The sequence below is a fragment of the Rhizobium sp. ZK1 genome, from assembly GCF_047782645.1.
GTDB lineage: Bacteria > Pseudomonadota > Alphaproteobacteria > Rhizobiales > Rhizobiaceae > Rhizobium.
Genome location: NZ_CP180587.1, coordinates 270,046 through 285,707, shown reverse-complemented (window position 1 = coordinate 285,707; position 15,662 = coordinate 270,046). Strand labels below are relative to the sequence as shown.

Annotated in this window: 14 protein-coding genes; 11 read left to right on the top strand and 3 right to left on the bottom strand. The window is 59.7% G+C overall.

Features of this window, described 5'->3' with window-relative positions:
* The first annotated feature begins 61 nt into the window (after positions 1-61).
* Complete coding sequence (locus ACK9YZ_RS23950) at positions 62-343, top strand: hypothetical protein (protein ID WP_416067847.1); 282 nt, start codon at positions 62-64, stop codon at positions 341-343.
* Positions 344-594: 251 nt separating this feature from the next.
* On the opposite strand, the gene ACK9YZ_RS23945 is transcribed toward ACK9YZ_RS23950, so the two are convergent.
* Together ACK9YZ_RS23945 and ACK9YZ_RS23940 are read right to left on the bottom strand one after the other, a co-directional pair.
* Entirely contained in the window at positions 595-2,058 is a 1,464-nt protein-coding gene (locus ACK9YZ_RS23945; protein ID WP_416067846.1) for a right-handed parallel beta-helix repeat-containing protein, read from the bottom strand.
* Positions 2,059-2,323: 265 nt separating this feature from the next.
* Positions 2,324-3,403: a LacI family DNA-binding transcriptional regulator gene (locus ACK9YZ_RS23940; RefSeq protein WP_416067845.1), complete on the bottom strand. Its 1,080-nt coding sequence runs from the start codon at positions 3,401-3,403 to the stop codon at positions 2,324-2,326.
* A 233-nt stretch (positions 3,404-3,636) separates the two neighbouring features.
* Here ACK9YZ_RS23940 and ACK9YZ_RS23935 point away from each other — a divergent pair, with 233 nt between their 5' ends.
* From ACK9YZ_RS23935 to ACK9YZ_RS23910, 6 genes are all read left to right on the top strand, one after another.
* On the top strand, positions 3,637-4,590 hold the full coding sequence (locus ACK9YZ_RS23935) for a sugar phosphate isomerase/epimerase family protein (RefSeq protein ID WP_216759375.1): 954 nt from the start codon (positions 3,637-3,639) through the stop codon (positions 4,588-4,590).
* A gap of 55 nt (positions 4,591-4,645) precedes the next feature.
* Positions 4,646-5,875 carry an ABC transporter substrate-binding protein gene (locus ACK9YZ_RS23930; RefSeq protein ID WP_416067844.1) on the top strand — a complete coding sequence of 410 codons (1,230 nt, stop codon included), beginning with the start codon at positions 4,646-4,648 and terminating at the stop codon, positions 5,873-5,875.
* 72 nt (positions 5,876-5,947) lie between these two features.
* On the top strand, positions 5,948-6,838 hold the full coding sequence (locus tag ACK9YZ_RS23925; protein WP_416067843.1) for a carbohydrate ABC transporter permease: 891 nt from the start codon (positions 5,948-5,950) through the stop codon (positions 6,836-6,838).
* Positions 6,835-7,713 (top strand): carbohydrate ABC transporter permease, encoded by an 879-nt coding sequence (locus ACK9YZ_RS23920; protein WP_416067842.1) that lies wholly within the window; start codon positions 6,835-6,837, stop codon positions 7,711-7,713. Before ACK9YZ_RS23925 ends, ACK9YZ_RS23920 begins: the two co-directional genes overlap by 4 nt.
* A gap of 6 nt (positions 7,714-7,719) precedes the next feature.
* Complete coding sequence (locus tag ACK9YZ_RS23915) at positions 7,720-8,799, top strand: ABC transporter ATP-binding protein (protein ID WP_416067841.1); 1,080 nt, start codon at positions 7,720-7,722, stop codon at positions 8,797-8,799.
* A 72-nt stretch (positions 8,800-8,871) separates the two neighbouring features.
* Positions 8,872-10,557: a GMC oxidoreductase gene (locus ACK9YZ_RS23910; protein WP_416067840.1), complete on the top strand. Its 1,686-nt coding sequence runs from the start codon at positions 8,872-8,874 to the stop codon at positions 10,555-10,557.
* 18 nt (positions 10,558-10,575) lie between these two features.
* Here the strand turns inward: ACK9YZ_RS23910 and ACK9YZ_RS23905 are convergent, their stop codons facing one another.
* Positions 10,576-11,904, bottom strand: coding sequence for a PLP-dependent aminotransferase family protein (locus ACK9YZ_RS23905; protein WP_416067839.1), 1,329 nt, complete (start codon positions 11,902-11,904; stop codon positions 10,576-10,578).
* Positions 11,905-12,004: 100 nt separating this feature from the next.
* Between ACK9YZ_RS23905 and ACK9YZ_RS23900 the strand changes: the two genes are divergently transcribed.
* Genes ACK9YZ_RS23900 through ACK9YZ_RS23885 form a run of 4 tightly spaced genes read left to right on the top strand, consistent with a single transcriptional unit; the run spans position 12,005 to position 15,627 of the window.
* Complete coding sequence (locus tag ACK9YZ_RS23900; RefSeq protein ID WP_416067838.1) at positions 12,005-12,976, top strand: nitrate ABC transporter substrate-binding protein; 972 nt, start codon at positions 12,005-12,007, stop codon at positions 12,974-12,976.
* 46 nt (positions 12,977-13,022) lie between these two features.
* Positions 13,023-13,913 (top strand): ABC transporter substrate-binding protein, encoded by an 891-nt coding sequence (locus ACK9YZ_RS23895; protein ID WP_416067837.1) that lies wholly within the window; start codon positions 13,023-13,025, stop codon positions 13,911-13,913.
* Entirely contained in the window at positions 13,910-14,851 is a 942-nt protein-coding gene (locus ACK9YZ_RS23890) for an amino acid ABC transporter permease (protein ID WP_416067836.1), read from the top strand. Before ACK9YZ_RS23895 ends, ACK9YZ_RS23890 begins: the two co-directional genes overlap by 4 nt.
* Positions 14,848-15,627: an amino acid ABC transporter ATP-binding protein gene (locus ACK9YZ_RS23885; RefSeq protein WP_216759385.1), complete on the top strand. Its 780-nt coding sequence runs from the start codon at positions 14,848-14,850 to the stop codon at positions 15,625-15,627. The genes ACK9YZ_RS23890 and ACK9YZ_RS23885 overlap by 4 nt, the downstream gene beginning before the upstream one ends.
* The last annotated feature ends 35 nt before the right edge of the window (positions 15,628-15,662 follow it).

Here is a 15,662-nt window from a genome sequence, read left to right as displayed (position 1 = left end):
CACATTGCACCCATAAAGTGTTTCACGCGTTTTTCACGCACTTTAGTACCGAACTGTCCCTATGGTCATCGACGCAATCTGGAGAATTGATATGACGGTCATAGGGTCGGGAAAGCTTCAGCACGCAGCGGCGGCAGATATGGATAATCTTGACGAGCTGGTAGCTTTGGCTCGAATGATCACCTATGCAAGGGCGCTAGCGGAAGATTTGAAGATCGAACTGGGCGCTCAGTCTCTCGAGCTGGCATTGACGGCGGTTACACGGGAGCTGCGCAGGGCGACGGATGCAGATCTTCCCGGTCTGGAACCGCTGCTCGCGGACGTGAGTATCGAGCTGCACTGATCGGTGCTGCGGCTGGTGTCTCAGTCGTTGTTCGATGCAGCAAGATGTCGGCAAGCAGACGCGATCAGCCAAAAGGCTGCACCTGAAGAATTCCGGAAGGCGCTCAGCAGGCGCCAACGAGGCGGGCACTCCAATGCCCGCCGTAGTTCCTTTCAAGACAGGAAACGATTATCCCGCTGTAATGACCTCCGGCTTGTTCATCGCCTCGATCCGATAGGATTTACCTCCCAGACCTATATTTCCGGCTATTGTCAGAGCAACAGGCCGTCCCCATCAAAGGGAGCGTTGGGCGCATGCAAGTCGATCTGCTGCAAGGCCACGTCAGGGATCTGGTGGTGGGAATGCTCGACGTTGTTGACGCCAGCATCGAGACCTGAGGGATTGAAGGCCATGTGCGGGCCGCCATGATTGACATGGGTTGAGTTCGGGCCACGTGCATCGGAATCGTCGCTAGCAAAGTGCTGGAAGTCAAAGACGTCGTGGCTCATCTTGTCGGCGGCAAGACCCTTGTGATCTCCGTCGGCCTTGTCGGGCGACATCTTCGCGTTTTCATGGGAGGAGGCAGCCGTGGGGTCCGTGGAAGCGTGGGCTGCATCAGCGGTAAGGGCACTATCGAGAGATGCAAGCTGGGTTTGGGTCGCATTAAACGTCTGGTTATCGCTGACGGAAAATGTGCCTGCGGCCACGATCGTCGGAGAAATGTAGGTCGGCGTCACATCGCTTGCGATAAGATTGTCATGGAAAGAGCCTGATGCGGGCCTGTCAACCTTCAGCGCCGCGTTCGACAGATGATCGAAGGTGTTCCCGTAAATATCGATCCCTTCGCGGATATAGGGCAGTGTGGTGGCAGCGCTGATCGAAACCCCCCAGCCACCATCATGGATATGGTTGTCCGATATTGTGTAGTCCCTCGCATCCCCCTGATCGCCGAGACCGATAGCATAGGACCAGCTATAGCCGCCATAACCAGAGATATCATTGCCGTGGATATCTATATTCGTGCCGGCCTGCGCGCTGATCCCAAAGCCGCCACCGAGCAGCGTATTGTTCTCGACGACGGCATTTTGAACCGTGCCGAGCACAAGGACGCCCTTTGGACTGGCGGCATTTGTTTGATCGAGGGTGTTGCCGCTGATGAGGACATTGCTGCTGTTGTCCAGCTGAATGGCATCAGCCGTCTTTCCGTGGCTATTGGTGACGGTATTGTTGATGAGATTGACGCCGGTGACCTTTTCGATCCACATGCCGTCACTGTTGACGTCGCTGATCCTGCTGTTTTCGATCGTGATATTCTGGCCGGTCCTGAAGGTGATCGAGCCGGAACCGGACAGTCCAGTATGTTCGACGTCGACATTGTTGACCGTCCAGTTCGAAACATTGCTGGCCCAGATAGCTGCGCCTGCGGTATCGGCGATCTTGATGTTCTCGATAACGATGTTCGACGTATATTGGCTGGCAATGCCATTACCGGCACTGCTGTGGATAACAGGCGCTTCGCCTTCCCCGTAGCTGCCGATCGTGATCGGAGCGGTAGTGCTGCCGGAATATTTGAGATCGAATTGTTCGTTGAAGACGCTTCCGGCAGCAAGAAGCACGCTGTCGCCGGGCTGCAGTCTCAGGGACTCTACCTTGGACAATGTGGCAAAAGCCGAATTCTCGCCTGTTCCAGTGTTGCTATTGGATCCTGTTGCTGAATTCACGTAGTAAACCGCCATAGTGCCTTCGCCTTTCACGCAGCCCCTTGGGCCAGACTGCGATTGAATGGATTAGTTACGACGGGAAGAATGCCACACTAATGCGGCGTTTTCGTGTTCTGATTGCACTTCAATCAATAAAGGCGAAATTTTCTCTCTATAGTTGCACCAATTAAGGACGAGCGTCACTGGATGGAAATTATTGGTCTCGCATGACGGTTGCCTTTATTTCAGCCGAAATCCCGTCGCGTGTGGTGGTCGGGATGCGTCTGGGTATCGAATAAAATCATGTCGCAAACTTTGAGTTCACTCCGATACTTTCACGGCGAATGAACCGGCTCGGAATCACAACGCGCAGCTCTCGCATCTCATCCGACTTTTCCATCCTGGCAATCAGGAATTCTGTCGCGGTCTCTCCGAGAGCCTCCATCGGCTGCTCGATCGTCGAGAGCGGAGGCGCGCAATATTCACAGACAGGTGAGCCGTCGAACGATACGACCGACAAGTCTTCCGGCACGCGCCAGCCCATCTTCTGAACCTTGCTCATGAAGGAAATCGCCATATCGTCGCTCGCTGCCACGACCGCGGTAGGTTTTTCATCGAGCCTTGCAAAGTCCTCGGCAGCCTGTAGGCCGGTTTCGAAACCGAACTGGAAGGTGAGATCTCCGCCGGAACGCGTGATGTGACCTTCGGAGAGGCCGACCTCCTGCAAGGCCTCGACCAGACCGGCATAGCGCTCGAGCTCGTGGTAGTTTCCGCTCGGGCCTGCTATATAAAAGAAACGGCGATGGCCAAGCGCCAGGAGCTCTATTGCCGCTTCTTTTACAGCCATTCTGTCATTGGTGATGATGCTTGGAACGGACGTGCCGCTCACGTCGAGCAGAAGCGATACGATCGGCAATCCTGCTTCGGCCAGCGACCGGTTGTCGACGACCGGCAGCTGCGAGGACAGGATCAAAGCGCCCCTGACTGTCCCTCCGAATGCAAGGTCGAGAATATGCCGTTCTGAACTTTCGTCGCGGTCAAGGTTGGCAATCATCAAATTATAGCCGTTGCGGATGACGGTGCGGTTCACGGCTTCTAGCACCTGGGGGATGATCTGTGAGGCGCCGTAATGAGGCGAACCCGGCAAGATGATCATGATAACATTCGACCTCCCGACCCGTAGGTTGCGAGCAGCAGCATTCGGCGTATAGCCGAGCTGTTTTGCCGCAGCGGCAATCCTTGCCCTTGTCTTCTCGTTGACGCGCCCGGGATTGGCGAGCGCGCGACTGACTGTGGAAGTCGCCACTCCCGCTAGCCGTGCTACGTCCGCCATCAGAGTGGACGCTCCCTCGGTGGGCAGGCTGTCTTCGGTTTTCTTCATCAATCCATCCACCTAGCCCAAGGCAACCAAGTCCCAGGTCACTGCGTGATTCTCGTTATAACAAACGATTGCCAAAAATTCGAAGAAAAGACTTGCATAATTTATCAGCCTGCCTAATATCGCGTCATGGCAATCGATTGCCTAATTGCAACGCATTGAAATTATTTAATAAAGCTCGACGCCGGAAAGCGTTTCCGCGATTGGCTGATTGTGCTCAATTCAAGGAATGAAAAATGGCTGCGCATGATAACCTGCGTTTTGGTGTGGACTTGGTTACCTTCTTCCATCCGGGCTTCTGGGGCGTCGACAGCTATGACGCAATCGTCGAACATGCGAAGGATCAGCCGCGGCAGTTCTGGGACAAGATCCTCGACAGCGTACAAGCCTCGGGCGTGACCGGCGTCGAGCTCACCTTCTCCCCCTTCAACTGGCAGGACGCGATCAGGACCTACGGGTCTGTGGAGGCATTCAGCGCCGAGCTTTTTGCTCGCGGACTTCAACTGGCTTCCGGCTTCTTCGCGGAATTGGAGGCTTCCGGCGATTTTACCGCGGCTGCCGCACAGGCAGCCATCATCGCCAAGGCCGAACAATATGCCGATTTCATCAAGGCCTGCGGCGGCGACGTCATGGTCATTGGTGTGCCAATGCGCCAGACACCAGGTGAAGAGCCAGTGCATTTTCGCGATTTCGACCAAGCCAAGGTGATCGCCGATTTCCTGAATCGGCTAGGTGCCATCCTTTACAAGAAGGGCGTCAAGCTCGCCGTGCATACGGAAGCACATTCCATCTTTGCCGCTGCCCGCGACGTCGACCTTCTGATGCTGCTGACGGACCCGTCTTACGTACATATGTGCCCGGACACGGCCCATATCATTCTCGAGGGCTCCGATCCGATCCAGCTCGTCGATCGACACCATGAGCGCGTCATCATCGCCCACTGGAAGGATGCGATCGGCAAAATGCCGGCCGACACGCCTGTTGGCGCAGACATCCACGAGCGCCACCGTCCCTTCTTTTGTGGTTTCGGCCTTGGCCGCGTCGACTGGCCGGCCTGGATCCGCCTGCTTCGCGATCGCCAGTTCAGCGGCTGGGCAATCCTGGAACTCGACGCCGCCGCAGATCCTGTCGGCGATATCGCCAATGGCCTGACACTCGTACGGCAGGCGCTTCTGCCGATCTATCGCTAACCGATCCCTGCAACCAAACGGCTCCACAAAGAGGGCCTATTCAAGAGGTGGAACAATGAAGAGAATGACGATGCTGCTTGCCGGCACAATCCTGCTTGGTGCTGCCGGCCTTGCCAATGCTGACGACAAGCTGAAGGCCGAGGTCTTCACCTCCTGGACATCGGGTGGCGAAGGCCGCGCCGTCGATGCCATCAAGAAGGAATTCGAAAAGCGCGGCGGCGTGTGGGAGAGCTCCACGATTGCCGGCTTCGAAAATGCCAATGCCGCCTTCCAGAACCGGCTTGTCGCAGGCGACCCGCCGACTGCCAAGCAGGTGGTCGTTGGCAAGGATCCGGCGGAGTTGATCGAACAGGGCCTGTTCAACCCGATCGACGACATTGCCGCTGCCGGCAAATGGAAGGATGCGCTTCCGAAGGCGCTCTACGACTACATCAGCTATGACGGAAAGGTCTACCTGACCCCGACGGGCATCCACGGCGAGAGCTGGATGTTCTATTCCAAGGACGCCTTCAACAAGGCCGGCATCACGGAAGAGCCGAAGGATTGGGATGCGTTCTTTGCCGATATGGACAAGTTGAAAGCTGCAGGCGTGACGCCGATCGCCTGGGGTGGCCAGGCTTGGCAGGAGCTCAAGGTCTTCAACATGATCCTGCTTTCGCAGGTCGGCATGGACGGCTTCATGAAGATCTACGTCGACAAGGACCAGACGGTCCTTGCCTCGGATGGCGTCAAGAAGACCCTCGAGATCCTGGGTAGGATGCGGGGCTATGTCGACGAGGGCGCCTCCGGTCGCAACTGGAACGACGCAACCGCCATGGTGATCACCGGCAAGGCCGGCGTGCAGTTCATGGGCGATTGGGCCAAGGGCGAATTTACGGCGGCAGGCAAAGTTGCCGAAAAGGACTTCGGCTGCGCGATCTCCCCCGCCTCCCCCGGCCTGATCTATATCTCGGACGCCTTCGGCTATCTCAAGACCAACGATCCGAACCAGGACGCTGCGCAGAAGCTCTTGGCCGAAGTGGTGATGGATCCCGCTGTCCAGGTCCAATTCTCCCTGAATAAGGGCTCCATCCCCGCGCGCATCGATGTCGACAAGTCCAAGTTCGACGCCTGCACCCAGAAGGGCATGAGCTTCCTCTCCGAAGGCAAGATCGTTCCTGAGCACGCGATCACCATCACGCCAGAGCGGGCTGGCGCGCTCACCGACTTCGTCGGCGAGTTCTGGGCCAATCCTTCGGCCGACATCGATGCATCGGCAGCGCAACTCGCCACCGTCTTCGAATAATCGCGACGAGCCAATCCGCGCATGTGCTCCTGCCATGCGCGGATTCTCTGAGGCCAATTCGGAGGCGACCCGATGAAACGGAAGCATACCCGCTCGAAAGCGGCGCTCATTGCGCTTGCCCCCACATGGGCTGCCGTGATCGTCGTCTATCTCGGCACCATGGTCTGGTCGGTGACCCTGTCCTTCACGAATTCGCGGCTGTTCCCATCGTGGAATTTCGTTGGGTTCGAGCAATATTCCAAGCTGTTTCAGACCGCCAAATGGCTGGTCTCCTTCCAGAACCTGATCATCTTCGGCGTGCTTTACGTCTTCGGCTGCCTGTTTGTCGGCTTCCTGCTTGCCGCCGCTCTCGATCGCAGGGTACGCTTTGAAAGCGCCTTCCGGACGATCTTCCTCTATCCCTATGCCATGTCCTTCGTCGTCACCGGCCTGATCTGGCAATGGATGATGAACCCGACGCTCGGCGTTCAGGCAAGCGTGCGTGCGCTTGGCTGGCAGAGTTTCACCTTCGACTGGATCATCAACCGCGATCTTGCAATCTATGCGGTGGTGATCGCGGCCCTCTGGCAGGGTGCCGGCCTCGTCATGATCCTTGTACTGGCCGGTATGCGCGGCATCGATGGCGAGCAGTGGCGCGCCGCCCGCATCGACGGCATTCCTGTCTGGCGTACCTATGTGTCGATCATCCTGCCGCAACTGACGCCGGCCTTTGCCGCCGCCGGCACGCTGCTCTCCATGGGCGTGATCAAGACCTACGATATCGTTGTGGCGCTCACCAATGGCGGGCCGGGATCGGCGACCGAGGTGCCGGCGAAATTCATCATGGACAATCTTTTCCAACGCCAGAATCTCGGCCTTGCGACGGCCGCGGCGACGATCCTGCTTCTGACCGTGCTAATCATCGTCGCGCCCTTCCGCTATGCCCAACATATTCGCGCCCGGCGGCGGGCAGGTACGCTATGACCCATCCCCGTGGCCCCAGGCCGACGCAGATCACCGCAGCGCGCATCGGCCTTTATGCCTTTCTCATCTCCGCTGCGCTGTTCTTCGCCGTGCCGCTTTACGTGATGATCGTCACGTCGCTGAAGACCATGGACGAGATCCGGCTGGGGCAGATCTTCGCGCTGCCGATGCACCTGGATTTTACCGCCTGGCAAACGGCCTGGGCCGGCGCCTGTGCCGGCAGCGAATGCACCGGCGTGCGCATGGGCTTCCTGAATTCGGTGAAGATCACCGTGCCGGCTGTCGTGATCTCCGTACTGATCGGCGCCGTCAACGGTTATGCGCTGTCCTTCTGGCGGCCGAAGGCGGGGCGCCTGATGTTCGGCCTGCTGATGGCTGGCGCGCTCGTGCCCTACCAGATTTTTCTCTATCCGCTGGTGCGGGCCATGGCGGTGATGGGCTTCTACAACAGCCTTGGCGGCATCATTCTCGTGCATGTGCTGTTTGGCCTGCCGCTGGTGACGCTGCTCTTCCGCAACTACTTCGTCACGATCCCGGAAGAGCTCTTCAAGGCAGCGCGCGTCGACGGCGCCGGCTTCTGGCGGATCTTCGTCGAGATCATGCTGCCGATGGCGCTGCCGATGATCGTCGTCGCCTCGATGTTCCAGTTCACGGGTATCTGGAACGACTTCCTGCTCGGCGTCGTCTTTGCCGGACGCGACAACCTGCCGATGACCGTACAGCTCAACAACATCGTCAACACGACGATGGGCGAGCGTAACTACAACGTCAACATGGCGGCCACCATCCTCACCGCCATCATCCCGCTCGCCATCTATTTCCTGTCCGGACGCTGGTTCGTCCGCGGGATCGCGGCCGGCGCCGTCAAGGGGTAAGCCTGAATGAACTCTGCTGTTTCCATCAAAGACCTGAAGATCAGCTACGGCGATCACACGGTGATCGAGCAGATGTCACTCGATATCGCGCCGAAGGAATTTCTGGTCCTGCTCGGCCCGTCCGGCTGCGGCAAGTCGACCCTGCTGAACGCGATCGCCGGCCTTTCCGACATCACCGACGGAGAAATCTGGATCTCGGGGGAAAACGTTACCTGGGAGGAACCGAAGGACCGCGGCATCGGCATGGTGTTTCAGTCCTATGCGCTCTATCCCCGCATGTCGGTGCGCAAGAACCTCTCCTTCGGCCTCAGGGTCGCGGGCCTGCCGAAGCCTGAGATCGACAGCCGGGTCGAGCGGGCGGCATCGCTTCTCCATCTGGAAAAGCTGCTCGATCGCCGCCCGGCCGAGCTTTCGGGCGGCCAGCGCCAGCGTGTCGCGATCGGCCGCGCGTTGGTGCGCGAAGTCGATGTCTTCCTGTTCGACGAGCCGCTGTCGAACCTCGACGCCAAATTGCGTAACGAGTTGCGCGTCGAGATCAAGAAGCTGCACCAGCAGCTCGGCAATACGATGATCTACGTCACCCATGACCAGGTGGAGGCGCTGACCCTTGCCGATCGCATTGCCATCATGAAGGACGGCGTGATCCAGCAGCTGGGCACACCGGCGGAGATCTACCACCGGCCTGCCAACCTTTTCGTCGCAGGCTTCATCGGCGCTCCCTCGATGAATTTCATTCAAGGCAGCATCGAACCTGGCGGCGGTAAGGTGCTGTTCAAGGCTGGCGATCTCACCCTCGACATGTCTGGTTATGCTTTTGCCGCAAGGCCGCAGGCCTGCCCGGTAACGCTTGGCGTGCGTCCGGAACACCTGAGCATCCGACCGGATGTCGCAGACCCCGCGCTTCCGGCAACCGTCTCAGTCCTGGAGCCGATGGGTTCCGATACGGTTGTCTGGCTCACCTGGAAAGACGCGCCCCTGTCACTACGGGTGATGGGCGATCTCACGCTCCAGCCGGGCGATGTCATCGGCATCGGTCTCGATCTCTCCAAAGCATCTCTTTTCGGAGAGGACGGCAATCGCCTCTGAGCCCTGCTCTCCCGGCAGCAGAGAGATCGCGCTGCCGCCCCATTCCATTGATGAAGTCAGGTTTTGAACGACATGTCTGAGAAAGTGTATGATGCGCTGGTGATCGGCTCCGGCGCGGCCGGCTCCTTTGCCGCCATGGAACTGACGGCCAATGGTCTATCCGTCCTGCTTCTCGAAGCCGGGCCTGAGATCGGCAAGAAAGACTTCGATCCCACGCGTAAGAAACCGCCGGCAAGCGCCATCAACATCTGGGAGCGGGCGCGGGCAACCCTCAAGGGTCAGCCGGTTCAGGCGCGTGCCGCCTTCTTCACCGAGCGTTTCAGCCGCTTCTTCGTCAACGACCGGAAGAACCCCTATACCACGCCGCGCGGCGAACCCTTCCTGTGGATCCGCGGCCGGCAGTCGGGCGGACGCCTGCACAGTTTCGGCCGCGTGCTGCTGCGCTGGAGCGACGACGATTTCAGGATCGAGAGCCGAAGCGGCCGCGGCGTGGACTGGCCTGTTTCCTACGACGAACTCGCTCCCTTCTATGCCGAAGCCGAAAGCCATCTTGGCCTCTATGGCAATCAGGACCATGTCTCGACTTTGCCGGACGGCGTCTATTCCCGCCCCGCCAAGCTGACGCCGGCCGAAGAGCTCTTCAAGAAGACCGTCGAGAGCCAGGCGCCGGAACGGCATGTCGTGTCCTGGCGTTATATCGCACCGGACGCCGAGCGTATGCCGCGCCCGCTGCGCGAGGCGCTTGCAAGCGGCAATCTGACAATCCGTCACGATGCGATCGTGCGCCGCATTACTACGGATGCGAAGACGGGTCGGGCGACTGGCGCAGAATATATCGATCGCAATTCCGGCGCCGTTCACGCTGTGCGTGCCGAAAACGTCGTCCTCTGCGCCTCGCCGATCGAAAGCGTTCGACTGCTCTTGAATTCTGCCTCGGAGAAGCACCCGAACGGGCTTGGCAACAGCTCGGGCACGCTCGGCCGCTACTTCATGGATCAGTTGCCCTGCCTGGCCTTCGGCACCTTCCCGCCGGCCCGGGGTTGGTCGCATGACGATTCGGCACCGCAGGACCCATTCTACAATCCGTCAGGCGGGATCTTCGTGCCGCGTTTCGACAATATCGAGGGAAAGACGCCGCGCGGCGACTTCGCCTATCAGGGCAGCGTCGGCCGCGCGCCGGTCGGCGACAACGAGCCGTCGAGCCTTGCCTTCTTCGGCTTCGGCCTGATGCTGCCGCATGCCGACAATCGCATTACCCTTGATGCCAACCGCAGGGACGCCTGGGGCATTCCGGTGCCGCACATCCGCTGCGTCATGCATAAGCCGGAGCAGGCGCTGATCCGCAGACAGGAAAAGACCCTGATCGACATGGTGAAAGGTGCCGGCGGGGAGCTCGACTTCATCGGATCGCCGCTTGGCCTGACGGAAATGGGCCGTGGGGCCTTCCCGGATGCCGACCCCTTAAGCCGTTTCCTGTTCCGCAAATGGTTCCGAAAGACGATGTGCATGGGTGCCGCAATCCATGAAAGCGGCGGCGCACGCATGGGCACCTCGCCTGAAAATTCCGTCCTCAACGGCTGGAACCAGAGCTGGGACGTGCCCAATCTTCTCGTGACCGATGCCAGCGCCTTTCCCGGTGGCGGCACGGCGGGTACGACCTTGACCGTCATGGCCCTGACCCTGCGCGCCTGCCGGAAGCTCGCGGCGCAGTACCGCGGATCTGCTGACGTCTCCAAACACGATGAAGTGCTGGAATAACTGGAGCGGCACCAAAGACTAGGCCGGGCTGGCGGCCAGCGCAATCGAGTCGGCCACGTCGTTTACCCGATCGGACAATATGGCCGTCGCCACGCGAAGATGTGCGCTTGGAAGGATGGAGAATTTTGCGCCCGGATGAACCGCAATACCTCGCGCCGCCAGCGTGACCATCGCGAAGGGTTCGGATGCGACCGGCACCCAGGCACACAGGCCGCTGCCATGCTGCACGTCGATCCCACGCTCTCCCAGCGCATCGACCAGATCGGCCCGACGCTGGAAATAGATATCGCGAGAGCGTTGCAGCAAGGTTTGTGTGGCGGGATCCCGCAGAAGCCATGCGGTGGCCGCCTGAAGAATGCGGCTTGTCCAGCCGGCGCTGAAGCTGCGGTAGGACTGGATCTGTTCGACGATCGTCCGCGAGCTCGAGAGTACGGCAAGCCTCAGATCCGGACCATGCGTCTTTGAATAGGAGAGAATGTGAATTGTCCGGTCGGCAAACCGACCGCCGAGCGAATGACGCGGAGCCGTGGAAATATCGGCGACACCGTCATCCTCGACGATCAAGGTGTCGGTGCCGTCGAGAATGTCTCCAAGCCTTTGCAACCGCTCGCCGCTGACAGTCTGACCGGTCACAGAATGAAGCCGCGGCTGGAAAATGAAGGCGACGGGCCGCAGCTTCATTGCAGCTTCGAGAGATGCAGGCAGCGGCCCTTCGCGATCGCACTGGACCGGAAGGATCCGCACGCCGCGATCCTCCAGAATATCGAGAAGCCGCATGGCGGTCGGATCCTCGATCGCAACGGACGCACCGGGCATGACGAGTGCCTGGATGAGCGTGTAGACTGCGTTATAGCCCCCGTTCGTTGCCAAGAATGCCTCCGGCTCGTATGGCCAGGTCTTTCGGACACCCTCTTCGAGTTCCGGAAGGATGCGGCTTCGCTCGTAGCTGTTGAGATTTTCCGCCGACGCCCCGTAAGCCATGGCTTCCTCAAGCTTCGGCAAAAGCCTGATATCCGGCACGGCGGCGGTCAGGTCGAGGACGTCGGCTCCGTAACGACCGGAGCTGCCGAGCCGTTCGGGCTTTGCCACGAAACGGTCGCCGCTCACCCAGGTGCCGTTCCGTCCCCTGCCGGTAATGATCTTCTGGCGTCTCAGCTCGCTCCAGGCCTCGGAGATCGTCGCCGGACTGATCCCAAGCGCAAAGGCAAGATCGCGGATCGGCGGCAGCTTCGTTCCGACGGGAAGTGCCCCGGCCCGGATCAAGGCACTGGTTTCAATTGCGATTCCTCGAATTGTCCGATCGGTCAATTTTTGGGCAAACCAAGCCGCATCGACAACATCGCTCATTTAATGGCCACTTTTAATGTTCAATAACGTAATAACATTTGATCAGGAAAATTTGAACATTTAATTGTTCTGAAAACAAGGTCCTTGCGAGTGAATGCCGATGCCCCTTAGCCTCCGACTTGCCCTGCGTGACTGGGACTACATGACGCCCCTGGTTCTCGGCGATGTCTCCTCCCCCAAGCTCGACATCAAGGTCGATCGTGTCGGCACATTGCTCTCGCATCTCGGCAAGAGCGACGACTATGACGTCGCGGAAATGTCCTTCAGCCGCTATACGCAGCTGCGCATTGATGGCGACGAGAGCATCGTCGGCATCCCGAACTTCATCATGCGCGGCTTCCGTCACCGCTGCGTCATCACCCGCAAGGACGGCCCTATCACCGAATTCGGCGAGCTCGCCGGAAAGCGTATCGGCGTCACCGGGTGGCGCGACTCCGGAAACACCTGGACCAGAGCGGCGCTGCGCCGCGAGGGTGTCGGCGTTGAGGATGCCATGTGGTATGCGGGCCGCCTGACGCAAGCGCATCCGGTCGTCGATCGCCTCGACGGGTTCGGCCGGCCCGGCCGCATCGAAGCGGCTCCCGGCGAGCGGCCCATGGTCGACCTGCTCGAGGAAGGTTTCCTGGACGCGATCTTCACGCCTTTCATGCCCGATGGCTATTTCGGTGGAGGATCGCCGTTCCGGCAGGTCGTTTCCGATTTCAGAGGCGCCGAACGTCGATATTTCGCTGATGTGGGCTATGTTCCCGGCATGCATCTGATCGGCATCAAAGCGGGCATCGTCGCGCAGAACCCGTGGGTGATCGAAGAGCTCAGCAAGCTGATCGATGAATCGCAGCGGATGTGGCTGAGCAAGCGCCGCAAATACGCCGACACCTCGCCTTTCATGATGGACGAGCTTTTGAAGTCGGCGGCCGAGCTTCCGGTCGGCTGGGACGCCAGCGGCTTTGCGGTCAACCGCAAGATGATCGCTGATTTCGCCAGCGAGCTTCACGTCCAGGGCATCCTGCCGCAGCTGATGACGCCGGAAGAGCTCTTCTCCTTCGATGTCGACGGTAGCCGCGTCGGGTGAGCGCAACACGAAACGCATGAATTCGAACCAAACAGGGGAAATAACAATGTCGATCATGAAAATTGCATGCCTTGCTCTGACGAGCGTGGTGATCTCGGGAACGGCCTTCGCTGAAGACGCGGCCCTGCCCAAGCTTTCGGTCAACGACGCGCTTCATGCGCAGTTGCCCGAAGCGATCCGCACGTCCGGCAAGATGATCTCCGTCAACAATGGCTCGTTTCCTCCCTATGAAATCGTCACGGGTACCGAGATGAGCGGCGCCAGTGCCGATCTGACCGACGCGCTCGGTCAGGTTCTCGGCGTCAAGATCGAGCATGAGACTGTCGGTGGCCTGCCGGCGTTGCTCGCCGGCGTCAATTCCGGTCGTTACCAGTTTGCCTTTGGTCCGGTCGGCGACTTCAAGAGCCGCGAAGAGTCCAACGACTTTGTCGACTGGGTGCAGGAATTCGTGGTCTTCTCGGTGCAGAAGGGCAATCCGAAGGGCATCACCTCGCTCGATACCGCCTGCGGTAACCGCATCGCCGTCATGGCTGGCGGCTCGGCTGAGAAGGTCATCCAGGTGCAGGCCGAAAAGTGCAAGACCGATGGCAAGGGCGCGATCGAAGTGCAGTCCTTCACCGACCAGCCGAGCTCGATCCTTGCCGTCCGCTCCAAGCGTTCGGATGCCTTCTTCTCCTCCCAGGCGCCGCTCACCTATTTCGTGTCGCAGGCCAACGGCCAGTTGGAGCTGACCGGCGTCGGACAGAAGAACGGCTTCGAAAACCTCTATCAGGGCGCGGTTGTCGCAAAGGGCTCGCCACTCGGCCCGGTCTTGCGTGATGCGGTCAAGGTGCTGATGGACAATGGCACCTATGCCGCGATCATGAAGAAGTGGGGCCTCGAGAACAACATGATCAAGGAGCCAGGCATCAACCTCGGCGGGACGCTTCCGAAATGAGCACACAACGACAAACACTCGCATCGCCCTCCGGCGATGCGAGAAGCTGGGACGTGGCCCATGCCCACAAGCCCTTCCCCAAAGGCCGCGTCGCGGCCTGGCTGATTACGCTTGCGATCGCCGCCTACTGCGCCTGGTCGGTCGCGCATAACGAGAACTTCGGCTGGCCGGTCGTCGCCCAATATTTCTTCGATCCGACCGTCATCAGCGGCCTTTACGTCTCGCTTGGCCTGACAGTCGTCGCGATGATCATCGGCATCGCTCTCGGCCTGGTGCTGGCCGTCGCGAGAATGTCCAGCGACCGGCTGGCAAGTTCGCTTGCCTCGCTGTTCATCTGGTTTTTCCGCGGAACACCGCTCCTGGTGCAGCTGATCTTCTGGTACAATCTTTCGACGCTCTTTCCGACGCTTTCGATCGGCATTCCCTTCGGCCCGACTTTCATGAGTTGGGATACGAATTCGGTGATCAGTCCGATGACGGCTGCGATCGCAGGTCTCGCCCTCAATGAGTCCGCCTATATGGCCGAGATCATCCGCGGCGGATTGCTTTCGGTGGACAAGGGCCAGTACGAGACGGCGGAAGCCTTCGGCATGACGCGCATCCGCGCCCTTCGCCGCATCATCATCCCACAGGCTATGCGCTCGATTGTTCCGCCGACCGGCAACCAGCTGATCAGCATGATCAAGGCGACCTCGCTCGTCAGCGTCATCGCCATGGCCGATCTCCTCTATTCGGTACAGTCGATCTACAACCGCACTTTCGAGATCGTGCCGATGCTGCTCGTCGCCGTCCTCTGGTACCTGCTCATCACCTCGGTCCTGAATGTCGGCCAGGCCTATATCGAGCGCTATTACAGCCGCGGCGATCGCCGCACGGGCGCCGCCAAGCCGGCAAAGGAAACGGCCGTCATGACACAGGCAACGGAGGCAGGTGCATGAACGAGATCGCCACTATCGAGCCTCTCGTCAAGGCACGCAATGTCCACAAATCCTTCGCGGATCTGGAAGTGCTGAAGGGAATCGACCTGGACGTGGCACCCGGTGAGGTCGTCGTCGTCCTTGGCCCCTCCGGTTCCGGTAAGTCGACGTTCCTTCGCTGTATCAACCACCTCGAATCCATCAACCAGGGTTCGATCGAGGTAGACGGCGAACAGATCGGTTATCGCCTGCACAAGGATCGGCTGCTGCAGCTGTCAAACCACGCCATTGCCCTGCAGCGGCGAAAGATCGGCATGGTGTTCCAGCAGTTCAATCTCTACCCGCATATGACGGCACTGCAGAACATCATCGAGGCACCTGTCGGCATACACGGCGAAAGCCGAAAGGTCGCGACCGACAATGCACTGAGGCTGCTCGAGCGAGTGGGGCTTTCGGCCAAGGCCGACAGCTACCCGCGCCAGCTTTCCGGCGGCCAGCAGCAGCGCGTGGCGATTGCCCGCGCGCTGGCCATCAAGCCGAAGCTGATGCTCTTCGACGAGCCGACCTCGGCACTCGACCCCGAACTGGTCGGCGAGGTTCTCGCCACCATGCGGGATCTTGCAAACCAGGGTCTGACGATGATCGTCGTCACCCACGAGATCGGTTTCGCGCGGGAAGCGGCCGACCGCGTGGTCTTCATGGATGGCGGCAAGGTCGTGGAACAGGGCAAGCCGGAGAATGTAATCGGCAACCCGCAGCACCCCCGCACCAGAAGCTTCCTGTCGCGCTTCATCTAGCGCGGCAGCTCCCCATGCTCTTGCCCTGCGGGCTG

What these genes read in the sequence shown, in the direction of transcription:
- ACK9YZ_RS23905 (WP_416067839.1), bottom strand. Translation starts at nt 11,904, where the DNA reads ATGAGCGATGTTGTCGATGCGGCTTGGTTTGCCCAAAAATTGACCGAT.
- ACK9YZ_RS23930 (WP_416067844.1), top strand. Translation starts at nt 4,646, where the DNA reads ATGAAGAGAATGACGATGCTGCTTGCCGGCACAATCCTGCTTGGTGCT.
- ACK9YZ_RS23940 (WP_416067845.1), bottom strand. Translation starts at nt 3,403, where the DNA reads ATGAAGAAAACCGAAGACAGCCTGCCCACCGAGGGAGCGTCCACTCTG.
- ACK9YZ_RS23925 (WP_416067843.1), top strand. Translation starts at nt 5,948, where the DNA reads ATGAAACGGAAGCATACCCGCTCGAAAGCGGCGCTCATTGCGCTTGCC.
- ACK9YZ_RS23900 (WP_416067838.1), top strand. Translation starts at nt 12,005, where the DNA reads ATGCCCCTTAGCCTCCGACTTGCCCTGCGTGACTGGGACTACATGACG.
- ACK9YZ_RS23910 (WP_416067840.1), top strand. Translation starts at nt 8,872, where the DNA reads ATGTCTGAGAAAGTGTATGATGCGCTGGTGATCGGCTCCGGCGCGGCC.
- ACK9YZ_RS23890 (WP_416067836.1), top strand. Translation starts at nt 13,910, where the DNA reads ATGAGCACACAACGACAAACACTCGCATCGCCCTCCGGCGATGCGAGA.
- ACK9YZ_RS23950 (WP_416067847.1), top strand. Translation starts at nt 62, where the DNA reads ATGGTCATCGACGCAATCTGGAGAATTGATATGACGGTCATAGGGTCG.
- ACK9YZ_RS23920 (WP_416067842.1), top strand. Translation starts at nt 6,835, where the DNA reads ATGACCCATCCCCGTGGCCCCAGGCCGACGCAGATCACCGCAGCGCGC.
- ACK9YZ_RS23885 (WP_216759385.1), top strand. Translation starts at nt 14,848, where the DNA reads ATGAACGAGATCGCCACTATCGAGCCTCTCGTCAAGGCACGCAATGTC.
- ACK9YZ_RS23895 (WP_416067837.1), top strand. Translation starts at nt 13,023, where the DNA reads ATGTCGATCATGAAAATTGCATGCCTTGCTCTGACGAGCGTGGTGATC.
- ACK9YZ_RS23935 (WP_216759375.1), top strand. Translation starts at nt 3,637, where the DNA reads ATGGCTGCGCATGATAACCTGCGTTTTGGTGTGGACTTGGTTACCTTC.
- ACK9YZ_RS23915 (WP_416067841.1), top strand. Translation starts at nt 7,720, where the DNA reads ATGAACTCTGCTGTTTCCATCAAAGACCTGAAGATCAGCTACGGCGAT.
- ACK9YZ_RS23945 (WP_416067846.1), bottom strand. Translation starts at nt 2,058, where the DNA reads ATGGCGGTTTACTACGTGAATTCAGCAACAGGATCCAATAGCAACACT.